This is a genomic window from Pectobacterium brasiliense (genome assembly GCF_013449685.1).
GTDB lineage: Bacteria > Pseudomonadota > Gammaproteobacteria > Enterobacterales > Enterobacteriaceae > Pectobacterium > Pectobacterium brasiliense_A.
The window spans coordinates 1-10,874 of record NZ_JACDSF010000049.1; the positions used below are offsets into that span (position 1 = coordinate 1).

Genomic DNA, 10,874 nt, shown 5'->3' on the forward strand with positions numbered 1-10,874 from the left:
CAAACAAGACCCAAGCGGTAAGGCCTTTACCGGCTATCGGCTGGATGCGTTACGCGCGAATGCGATGACAGGCTCGGGTGAATCCAATGCCGCGATGCTGATGCCCGGCAGCAGTTTTACCTTAACCGAACATCCTAATCCGACGCTGAATAGTGGCTGGCAACTGGTTGCCATCACCCACAGCGGGCAGCAGCCGCAGGCTCTGGAAGAAGAAAGCGGCGGTGAACCGACCACCTACAGCAACAGCTTTGAGGTCATCAGTGCCAAAAGTACCTGGCGTGCCGATTTACCGTACAAACCGATGGTCGATGGTCCGCAAATTGCCACCGTTGTCGGCCCGGCGGGTGAGGAAATCTACTGTGACGAATATGGTCGCATCAAATTGCAATTCCCGTGGGACCGCTACGGCTCCAGTGACGACCAGAGCTCCTGTTGGGTACGCGTTAGCCAGGGCTGGGCGGGCGGTCAGTACGGCCTGATAGCCATCCCGCGTATCGGCCATGAAGTGATTGTCAGCTTCCTTGAAGGCGACCCGGACCAGCCCATTGTGACGGGCAGAACCTTTCATGCCACCAATCCATCGCCGTATCCACTGCCGGCGAACAAGACACGTACCTCGCTGCGTACGTCAACGCACAAGGGCGCGGGTTTCAATGAGCTGCGTTTTGAAGACCAGGCCGGGCAGGAAGAGGTGTTTATCCATGCCCAGAAAGACATGAACACCGTGGTGTTGAATAACCGTAGTACGACTGTGACCGCTGATCACACCGAAAGCGTCGGTGGCAATCAGGCGGTATCGGTAGTGAAAGACCAATCCACTGAAATCCAGGGGCAGCAGAGTATCGCCGTGACCAAAAACCGTAACACGGTCGTGGATGACAACGACAGCCTTCAGGTGAAAAACAACATCGCTATCCAGTCGCAGAAGGGGGACATCCTGATAGCCACTGACAAGGGGTTTATTGGTATCGGCGCTGACGGGGTCATCAATATCAAGGGTACCCACATTGTCATCAACGGCCAGCAAATCGACCTGAACTGAATAACAAGAACAACAAGGACACGTGAACATGTACCAGATGAACGAAGGCATCCTGGCCATTCCTGCGCAGTGGCGCGATGAATCCCTGCACGTTTTTGTCTTGCCGGATGAAACCACCAATCTGGTGGTTAACCGCACCCCGACCGAACCCGGTCAGACGCCAGATGGGGTGTATCAGAAAACGCTGGAGCAGTTCTCTACCCATCTCAATGGTTATAAAGAAGTGCAATCGTGGGAACTGACACTGTCGGGCGCGCCAGCCCCGGCGCTGGAATACACTTGGCAGTCACCGGAAGGCCAGATGCATCAGGTGGTGGTGATGCAGGTACGTGGCAACCTGCTGCTGACGTTCACCATTACTGCCGCTGACGTGCTGAGTGATGAACGTAAAAAAGCATTATTGGCGGTGATCGAGACCTTCAACGCTGCTGAGCCTGCCACATCGGAGGGGATGGAGAGCGGCGATGCGTGATGAAATTCTGGCCCGTATTGCGCGTGTCGGCGCTATGCACGCGGGCAATCGGCCCACGCTGCCACCCGACTTACCGACACTGGGTAGCGGCTCGCCGCCGACCTCGCCGGGCAAGCCTATCAAGCACAGCAGCTTTCTGGGGGCGCTGCTCGGTGCCGTTGCCGGGGCGCTGGTCGCTGCTGCGGTCGCGGCGGTGGCCGTTGCCCTGGTGGGCGTCACCGGCGGACTGGCGATTGCTGTGGTCGGTGGGCTGGCGGTGCTGGGGGCGGGAAGCCTGATATCGGCGGTCAGTGGTCGGGTATCCGCCATGGTGGACAGTGCCTCACCGCCTGCAGGGAAAGTGGACAGTGGTTCACCGAATGTGTCGGTGGAAGGGAGTCCGGTGTCCCGTGCTGAAGTCGATGTCGTTCTCTGCACCAAACACAACGGTCCGCAACTGATTGCGCAGGGCAGCGAGACCGTCTTTGTGAACGGTCATCCGGCTGCACGGATTGGTGATAAAACCGTGTGTGGTGCCACCATCAAAGAGGGGGCATCAACGGTGTTCTTTGGTTCCGGTCAGGCTACCGTACTGGAGATACAGGACGAGTTCAGCGGCTGGCAGAAAGCGCTGTTGATTGCGGTGGAATTTCTGGTGCCGCCGACCCGTGGCCTGTTTCGCGGGTTGGGGAAGTTATTCTTTCGCGGCCCCAAAGCGGTGATGAAAGGACTGGGCGCTGGTGCACTTTGGGCTGGTAAGCGTCTCAGGCAAAAGACACGTTGCGCCACCCGTGCATTTAAGGCGAACAAGGGCCGGGCGCGGGTGACACAAGCGGCCAAAGCCTTCAAGAAAGACCCGGTGTATGTCGCCAGCGGTGAGGTGATTGAAAGCCGCACTGATATCGAACTGGGACAAACTATCCCGATGGTGTTCGAACGTACTTATCGTACCGCCTCTTTACATGCCGGATTAGTAGGCCGTGGCTGGCAGGATAGCTGGAGCGAGGTCGCTACCGTTAGTCAGGATGAGCGCGGCATCCATGTCACTATCACGCTGGCACAGGGCTATGACATTGATTTCACCTTCGGGCTCGGTGCCACCGTGGTGTACTGCGCCGAATACCCCGAATTCAAGCTGCTGCGACGGCATAACGGTTTTCACCTGTGGCACCGCGACAGCCAGACCTGGCGAGCCTTTACCGTCAAACAGGGTGACCAGTTACTGTTGTCAGCGATTACCGACAACCACCAGAACCGAATCGACTTTCTCCGCGACCCCAAAGGCTACCTGCGCAAGATACAGCACAGCGACGGCATCGAGCTGCTGCTGGTATGGCAGGGGGAATTTCTGCGCCAGGTGCAGCGCATTGACGGTGGTCAGAAAACTGTGCTGGCCGAATACCGTCAGGATGAGCAAGGCCGACTGGTCGAGGCAGATGCCTCCCATGCTTATCACCTGTTCTACGAGTATGACAACCATCATCGTCTGACTCGCTGGCACGACAACGACAAAACCTGGGCGCGTTATGAGTATGACCATCAAGGCAGGTGTATCTACACCACCTGTGCCGACGGCTACCTGACGGCGAAGTTTGAGTACCTGGCAGACCGTGTGGTGATGACTGACGGGCTAGGCCAACGCAGTGAATATGGCTTCAATGACCTGCACCTGATGGCGTGGGAGACATCCCCGCTCGGCCATATCACCCGCTATGAGTATGACGATGTGGGCAATCTGCTGCGGGAAATCTCCCCGGCGGGCCGGGTGGTGGAATTTGCCTATCTGGATGATACCGGACTGGTCAGCACCTTCACCGACGGCAGCGGCCACCAATGGCAGTACGCCTACGACGACCATGAGCGGCTTATCGGTATTACTGACCCACTCGGGCGCCACTGGGCATGGCAGTACGACAGCAAGGGCAACCCGCAGAGCCTGACCGGACCGGACAACAGCGAAGTGCGTTTTGCCTGGAATCGCTACGGCCTGCTGACTGAAGTCAGCGACCATAACGGCCAGGTACAGGCCAGCCTGTTTTACGACCACCGTCAGCGCCTGCTGAGTGCCACAGATGCGGAGTCCCGTACCCAGCAACTGCGTTATGACCAGCAGGACAGGCTGACCACCTGGACACGACCGGATGGATCAACCTATCGGCTGGGTTATCGTCGTGCAAGCTGGAAGCTGCCGGAGCAACTGCTGCGCCCGGACGACAAGCAAGAGCAGCGCCAGTACGACAAACACAACAACCTGCTGAACTATACCGACGGCAACGGTGCGGTGTGGCGACAAACCTACGGCGCGTTTGATTTGCTGACGTCACGTACCGATGCGGCAGGTCGCACCTGGCAGTACGAGTATGACAAGGAAAGTCAGCAACTGGTGTGTATCACGGCACCGGACGGTAACCAGTGGCAGTGGTGGCTGGATGCCGATGCGCGGGTTATCCGCGAACGGGACATGGCGGGTACGGAGACCCACTACGGCTATGACGAAGACGGCCACTGCATCGCCGTTCGCAATGGCGAAGGAGAAATCCGCCACTTCCTGTGCGACGGGCGCGGATTACTGATAAAAGAAACGGCACCAGACGATATGCTGCACTACCGCTACGATGCGGCAGGCAGGCTTATCGACGTGACGTCTGCGACCAACCATATCCAGTTGGAATATGACCTCCGTGACCGAGTAGTGCGGGAGTGGCTGAACGGCACACTTATCACCCGACTGTTTGACGATACTGTACACACCGTGACTCGGACACTGACATGGAAAGGCGAAGAAGACAGCGCGGCACTCACCAGCACCTTCCATTACCGCGCCACAGGCGAACTGCATCAGGTCATGCTACCGGACGGGGCGGAGCTGACGCTGGCGCATGATGCCGCTGGACGTGAATCTATCCGCCACAGCAAGGGCGGCTTTACGCAGCAGCGTGAATACGACGCAATGGGCTGGCTGACGCGGGAAATGAGCGGCCAGATGGCTGACGGTCGGTTGCAACCGGTACAGACCGGGGAATACCTGTACGACGGCGCGGGCAACCTGACCGGCACCCGGCGCAACCGCGAGGCGGCAGGCTATCAACTCGATGCCAGCGGGCGGGTACTGTCTGTACTGAGCGGTGGCGCGGGTCGCACTGTTAACACCGAAGAACAATACCGCTACACCCGTAACGGGCTGCCACAGGACACGACAAGACTGACCGAATGGCAGGCCGGACGACTGACCCAACAGGACAACACTCACTACCAGTACGACAAGGCCGGAAGGCTGATACGCAAACAGGTGGTACAGCCGGGTTATCGGCCGCAGGTATGGCACTACCGCTGGGACAGCCGTAATCAGTTACGGGTAGTCGACACACCGAACGGCGAACGCTGGCTCTACAACTACGACGCGTTCGGGCGGCGCATTGGCAAACGCTGTGACCAGAAAGCTGAAGATATTCACTACCTGTGGGACGGCGACCAGATTGCCGAAGTGCGCCACCATCGTGACAACCGGCTTATCAGCCGCCGCCACTGGGTACACAACGGCTGGGAGCTGTTGGTACAGCAGCGCCAAACTGTGGAGGGGAGCTGGGAAACGGATTTTGTCACCAGTGGCCATAATGGTGAACCGCAGGCCATCTTCAACCCTCAAGGCGAACTGCGTTGGCAGGCTCCGCGCACCAACTTATGGGGCCAGCGTTATACAGATAATGCTGAAAATCTCGATCCGGGACTAGCCTTTGCGGGTCAGTACCGTGACGCGGAAAGTGGCTTGTGCTATAACAGATTTCGGTATTATGAACCAAGTGGTGGTGGTTATATCTCGCCAGACCCGATAGGGATAGCGGGGGGTGAAAACCTGTATGCTTACGTTCAAAATCCGATTACATGGGTTGATCCGCTGGGGTTGGCTGGGTGTAGTTTAAATCCTAAAGATATTCATTTCATGCAAAGCTCTATTAAAAATCAAACCGGCGCTCATACTGTCTTAGATAATGCTAAAGCTCTATCTAATGGCTCATTGAAACCGTCTGATTTACCTGCAATCAAAGTATGGAAAGATCCTTCAGGGAAAATATGGACACTGGACCATCGCCGTTTAGCTGCATTTAAAATAGCTGGCCTTAATGAAGTACCAGTACAATGGGCTACATCTAAAGAAATAGCAGGCCAAATGTGGAAGATGACCACGAAAACCAACGGAGAAAGTATTATTTTAAAACTAGGCAACGGCATAAAGCAGATTATAGGAGGTTGATATGAATGATCATTTTCATCCAGCTATGGATTTAGTTAAAGCTCCAGTAAAAAATAAAGAAGACATCGTAAAGTTGATTAATTTTTTGGCTAATGATGTAAGAAAAAATCCCAACAAATGGGAAAACAATGATCTTCCTACTTATTTGGAAGCGATGGCATCATGGATTGAAGATATGGATGGGTTTTACAAAAATATGAATAGACCAGAGCCTAATATCGACTGGGCAGGCTTGGCTGACATATTACAAGCTGCAAAGATATATGAATAATAAAATAATCCGGAAGCGACCCCAGTGATCCTTCCGGCTTTTTATTAGCCGCCGTCTACAGATTAATCTCCGTCTCAATCACTATCCTTCCCCGCTCAACCGTCACCGTTATCGGCATCCCCGTCATAAATCCTGACTCTTCGAGCCAGCGGCCTTTAAGGTTGATGGCGGACGGTGGGTTCGGCCTGCCATTATGCGGGGCATATCCCACCGTGTAGTAACGTTCTGTTTTGGTTGCTTTATTAACGATGACGCCTGACTTAGAATGTGCCTTAGCCATAGTAACTACTCCTGTTAGTTGCTTGTGGTGAGCGGCGTTGGTGTGTTCCAGCACATCAGCGCCGCGATAAAAACCTTATTGCCCTGTTATCAGTTTTGCCATCTTCGTTCTGGTTACTAAACTGTCCATCAGCACGATTAGCGCCTGTTGATCTTCATCAGAAAGAGAATCCATCTGTGAATAAAGTGCCTGTAGCTTAGGGTTATGAATCTTAGGCGCTTCTGGCTTCTCTAGTCCAACCAGTGCATCAACACTCATCTGTAGCGCTTGTGCAATCTTAACCACGGTGTCGAGTTGTGGCACAGATGCGCCACGTTCCCATCTATTGTAAACCCTGCGATTAACATCCAGCAGTTCGGCCAGCCTTGCCTGTGTCATGTTGCGGGCTTCTCGTGCTTCTCGCAGGCGGGTTGCAAAGATCTCCATACCGTTCTCACTTAGCCAGTCTTGAAAAGATATGGTCATTGTACCCCTTCCTCTAAAAAGCCCTTGACGATGTACACATACTAGTACTTTAATAATGCCACTTCAATGTCTATTGACAGGTTTTTAAAAGGACACAGAAATGGCCCGCATCCCCGAATCCGAGTTGCAGCACCTCAAAGCCGCCGTGCCGTTAGTGGACGTGGTGCGTTCACAGGGGCGGCAGGTGTTCAGGCGCGGCAAGGACTGGGTGGTGCTGTGTCCGTTCCATCAGGAGAAAACCCCGTCCTGCGTTATCAGCCCGGAGAAGAACCTGTATCACTGCTTTGGCTGTGATGCGGGCGGCTCGGTGCTGGACTGGGTGATGAAAACGGAAGGCTTAAGCCTGCATCGGGCGGCTGACCGCCTGCGGAGTGAACTCGGTGTGGTGCCCGCGGCGGCACCGTTGCCACCTGTGGCGGATATCGCGAATGAACAAGAGCGGCAGGCGTTACTGCATCGTGTTACCGAGTTCTATCACCACACGCTGCTGAACGCACCGGAGGCTATCGCGTATCTGGAGAAACGCCGCCTGAATCATCCTGAGTTAGTCGCTGCCTTTAAACTGGGGTTCGCCAACCGCACGCTGGCCTACCGTCTGCCACCGAAAAAACTGAAAGACGGCGCGGCCATCCGGGGGCAGTTGCAGGCGCTGGGAATACTGCGTTCGTCCGGGCATGAACATCTGGCGGGGTCGTTCGTGGTGCCGGTTATCGACCTTAACGGTCAGGTGCGTGAACTGTACGGGCGCAAGGTCAGCAATGAGTTACGCAAAGGCACCCCGCTGCACCTGTACCTGCCGGGGCCGCACGGCGGGGTGTGGAACGAGCAGGCGTTAGCGGCAGGTAAAACGGTCATCCTGTGCGAATCGCTTATCGATGCGATGTCGTTCTGGGTGGCGGGTTATCGCAACGTGACAGCGGCCTATGGGGTAAACGGCGTTACCGATGAGATGCGGCAGGCGCTTATCCGGCATGGCGTAAAACAGGTGCTAATCGCGTTCGATAACGACGCGGCAGGCGATGAAGGCGCGGTGAAACTGGCTTCTGCGTTAGCGGCTGACGGTATCACACCGTTCCGTGTGGTGTTCCCTGCCGGGATGGATGCCAATGAATACCTGTGTAAAGTCGCGGAGCCGGAAGTGGCGTTCCGTGCGGCGGTAGAAGGCGCAATGGCGATGGGAGAGGCGGTCAGTGCTGAACCTGAATCCGTGCCACAACGGAAAACCACGCCACAGCCTGAAAAACCGCCTCAACCCGCCTCCTCTTTAGCGGCCGGGGTGGTGGTTGAAGCATTGCCGGGCGGTGAAGTTGACATCGCGTTATCCGGCCAGCAGTGGCGCATCCGGGGCATGGCCTCGGTGAAAGCGGGCAGCGGCGTGATGAAGGTGAACGCGCAGGTGCTGGACACCGAAAGCGGCGTGGTGTTCGCGGACAGCGTGGACATGATGAGCGCGCGGAGCCGGGCGGGTTATGCGCGGTTGGCGGCCGGTGAGCTGGGGTTAGCGGAAAGCGACCTCAAACGCCGCTTAGGCCGTGTACTGCTGGCACTGGAAACCCACCTTGCTCAACCCGACACCGCCAGTGACGCCGTGCCGGAACTGGATGACGACGCCAAAGCGGCGGCGCTGGCGTTACTTCGTGACCCGAACCTTATCGGCAGGCTGACGGATGACCTGGCCGCCTGTGGCGTGGTGGGCGAATCGACCAACTTAGTGGCGGGTTACTTAGCCGCAGTATCGCGCAAGCTGGACAGGCCGTTAGCGGTGTTAATCCAGTCCTCCAGTGCGGCGGGAAAATCCTCACTGATGGATGCGGTGCTGAACCTGATACCGCCGGAAGAGCGCCTGCAATACTCGGCGATGACCGGCCAGAGCCTGTTCTATCTGGGGGAAACCAACCTGCAACACAAGATACTGGCCATCGCCGAAGAAGAAGGCGTCAGGCAAGCCGCCTATGCGCTGAAGCTGTTGCAGAGTGACGGGGAACTGACCATCGCCAGCACCGGTAAGGACGAGGCGACGGGCAATCTGGTGACGAAGCAATACACGGTGAAAGGCCCGGTGATGCTGATGCTGACCACCACGGCCATCGACGTGGATGAAGAGCTGTTAAACCGTTGTCTGGTTCTCACCGTCAACGAATCCCGCGAACAGACGGAAGCGATACATGCGTTGCAGCGCCACAAGCAGACGCTGGCCGGGTTGCTGATGGAGAGCGAGAAAGGCTGGCTGACGGAACTGCACCAGAACGCCCAGCGGTTACTGAAACCGTTAAAGGTGGTGAACCCGTTCGCCAGTCAGCTCACGTTCCTGAGCGACAAGACGCGCACGCGCCGCGACCATATGAAGTACCTCACCCTGATACAGAGCATCGCGCTGTTGCACCAGTATCAGCGGGAAGTAAAACAGGTTGAACACCGTGGCACGGTTATCGAGTACATCGAGGTCGAGCGCTCGGATATCGTGCTGGCGAACCGGTTAGCGCACGAGATATTAGGCCGGACGCTGGACGAAATGCCGCCACAGACCAGAAAGCTGTTGCTGCTGATACAGGGGATGGTGAACCAGTTGGCGCATACGCAGAGCAAAAAACCGGGCGAGGTGCGCTTTACCCGGCGGGATATCCGCAACGCGACGCAGTGGAGTGACAGTCAGCTTAAGCTGCACTGCCTGCGACTGGCTGAAATGGAATACCTTCTGGTTCATGGCGGCAGCCGGGGGCACCTGCTGCAATACGAGTTGCTGTGGGATGGCACGGTGCCGGAAGGGGCGCACCTGTGCGGGTTAATCGAGCCGGAACTGGATGAAAAAGACGGGTACGACTCGCGCAAGTCTGGGGCTGGCAATGGCAAGTCTGGGTCAAGTCTGCCCCAGGTCGGGGCTAAGTCTGGGTCAGTAAAACCGCGCCAAGCCGCAACCGATAAGGGTTCATCTGCCGCAAGTCGGGTTAACGGTAAAAGCGCTGTTCCGGCACCACACGATAAGCCTGTCGTACCGTAGTGCCATAAGTCGTGCCGTTATCCCGCTTTACCCCCACTCACCACGCAGGACGCAGCGCTATGAGCCAGCCAAAACCACCCAGCCCGGAAGTCCTTTACCTTAGCCGCCAGACGCAGACGTTACGCCAGCACACCGGGCATTACCTTGAACACCTGAGCGCCGCCGGCTACAGCGCCCGGACGCAGGAGAGTTACCGGGAGCGGCTGCTGCCGTTCGTGGCGTGGTGTGAAGACAGAGGGCTGAACCACGCGCCGCAGGTGAGTCTGGCGGTGCTGGAGGGGTATCAGCGCTGGCTGCGAGGTTACCGCAAGGCGGACGGCCATCCGTTAACGGCGGGCAGTCAGCTTAACCGCCTGACGGGTATCCGGATGCTGTTCCGCTGGCTACTGAAGCGTCACGTTATCCTGTACAACCCGGCGGAGATGCTGACGTTGCCGAAAGAGGAAAAGCGGCTACCGGCACAGGTGCTGAGCGTGGAAGAAACCGGCGGCGTGTTGCAGGCGATGGAAAGCGGCACGGTACTGGGCCTGCGTAACCGGGTAATACTGGAAGTGCTGTGGAGCAGCGGTATCCGGCGGGCGGAGGCGGTGAGCCTGATGCTGAACGATATCGACCTGAGCCGGGGGGTGATGGTGGTGCGTCAGGGCAAGGGGAATAAAGACCGGGTGGTGCCGCTGGGTGAACGGGCGAGCAAGTGGCTGGTACGCTACCTGAACCATGCGCGACCTGAACTGGCGAAACGCTATGACAGCGGCCATCTGTTTATCAGCCACAAAGGGGCTGGACTGGCACGGGTGACGCTGACGCAGATGGCAGGGAAAGCCATCCGGGAAACGGGTCACCTTGATAAACCGGGGGCGTGCCATGTGTTCCGGCACTCGATGGCGACGCAGATGCTGGAGAACGGCGCGGATACGCGACATATCCAGGCGATACTTGGCCATGAGAAGCTGGAGACGACGCAAATCTACACGCGGGTCGCTATCGGTCACTTACAGAAAGTGCATGAACAGACGCACCCGGCAGAGCGGAAGCAGACAGCCCGGCGTAAGAAGAAGCAGGACGCGTCTACGCCGGACAGCCTGCTATCAGCGGGCAGTCACAAAAAGTAGCTC

General features: G+C 57.0%; 8 protein-coding genes. 6 read left to right on the forward strand and 2 right to left on the reverse strand.

Going from position 1 to position 10,874, the window contains the following annotated elements; genetic code table 11:
- From tssI to H0248_RS17885, 4 genes are all read left to right on the forward strand, one after another.
- Nucleotides 1-1,042, forward strand: a 1,042-nt coding sequence (tssI, locus tag H0248_RS17870) for a type VI secretion system tip protein TssI/VgrG (RefSeq protein WP_180786934.1), incomplete at its 5' end; no start/stop codon positions are given.
- Between the two features lie 28 nt (nt 1,043-1,070).
- Complete coding sequence (locus H0248_RS17875) at nt 1,071-1,514, forward strand: DUF1795 domain-containing protein (protein ID WP_180786935.1); 444 nt, start codon at nt 1,071-1,073, stop codon at nt 1,512-1,514.
- Nucleotides 1,507-5,745: an RHS repeat-associated core domain-containing protein gene (locus H0248_RS17880; RefSeq protein ID WP_240351930.1), complete on the forward strand. Its 4,239-nt coding sequence runs from the start codon at nt 1,507-1,509 to the stop codon at nt 5,743-5,745. The genes H0248_RS17875 and H0248_RS17880 overlap by 8 nt, the downstream gene beginning before the upstream one ends.
- Before the next feature lies 1 nt (nt 5,746).
- Nucleotides 5,747-6,016 carry a DUF7660 family protein gene (locus tag H0248_RS17885; RefSeq protein WP_110164326.1) on the forward strand — a complete coding sequence of 90 codons (270 nt, stop codon included), beginning with the start codon at nt 5,747-5,749 and terminating at the stop codon, nt 6,014-6,016.
- A 55-nt stretch (nt 6,017-6,071) separates the two neighbouring features.
- On the opposite strand, the gene H0248_RS17890 is transcribed toward H0248_RS17885, so the two are convergent.
- Together H0248_RS17890 and H0248_RS17895 are read right to left on the reverse strand one after the other, a co-directional pair.
- Nucleotides 6,072-6,296 (reverse strand): SymE family type I addiction module toxin, encoded by a 225-nt coding sequence (locus tag H0248_RS17890; protein WP_180786936.1) that lies wholly within the window; start codon nt 6,294-6,296, stop codon nt 6,072-6,074.
- Between the two features lie 75 nt (nt 6,297-6,371).
- Complete coding sequence (locus H0248_RS17895) at nt 6,372-6,761, reverse strand: helix-turn-helix domain-containing protein (protein WP_180786937.1); 390 nt, start codon at nt 6,759-6,761, stop codon at nt 6,372-6,374.
- 100 nt (nt 6,762-6,861) lie between these two features.
- Here H0248_RS17895 and H0248_RS17900 point away from each other — a divergent pair, with 100 nt between their 5' ends.
- Nucleotides 6,862-9,759: a CHC2 zinc finger domain-containing protein gene (locus H0248_RS17900; protein ID WP_180786938.1), complete on the forward strand. Its 2,898-nt coding sequence runs from the start codon at nt 6,862-6,864 to the stop codon at nt 9,757-9,759.
- 59 nt (nt 9,760-9,818) lie between these two features.
- Nucleotides 9,819-10,871 carry a site-specific tyrosine recombinase XerC gene (gene xerC / locus H0248_RS17905; protein ID WP_180786939.1) on the forward strand — a complete coding sequence of 351 codons (1,053 nt, stop codon included), beginning with the start codon at nt 9,819-9,821 and terminating at the stop codon, nt 10,869-10,871.
- The last annotated feature ends 3 nt before the right edge of the window (nt 10,872-10,874 follow it).

Bases quoted from the DNA above. Each gene is read 5' to 3' on its own strand.
- H0248_RS17900 (WP_180786938.1), top strand. From the start codon at position 6,862: ATGGCCCGCATCCCCGAATCCGAGTTGCAGCACCTCAAAGCCGCCGTG.
- H0248_RS17885 (WP_110164326.1), top strand. From the start codon at position 5,747: ATGAATGATCATTTTCATCCAGCTATGGATTTAGTTAAAGCTCCAGTA.
- H0248_RS17895 (WP_180786937.1), bottom strand. From the start codon at position 6,761: ATGACCATATCTTTTCAAGACTGGCTAAGTGAGAACGGTATGGAGATC.
- H0248_RS17875 (WP_180786935.1), top strand. From the start codon at position 1,071: ATGTACCAGATGAACGAAGGCATCCTGGCCATTCCTGCGCAGTGGCGC.
- H0248_RS17880 (WP_240351930.1), top strand. From the start codon at position 1,507: ATGCGTGATGAAATTCTGGCCCGTATTGCGCGTGTCGGCGCTATGCAC.
- xerC (WP_180786939.1), top strand. From the start codon at position 9,819: ATGAGCCAGCCAAAACCACCCAGCCCGGAAGTCCTTTACCTTAGCCGC.
- H0248_RS17890 (WP_180786936.1), bottom strand. From the start codon at position 6,296: ATGGCTAAGGCACATTCTAAGTCAGGCGTCATCGTTAATAAAGCAACC.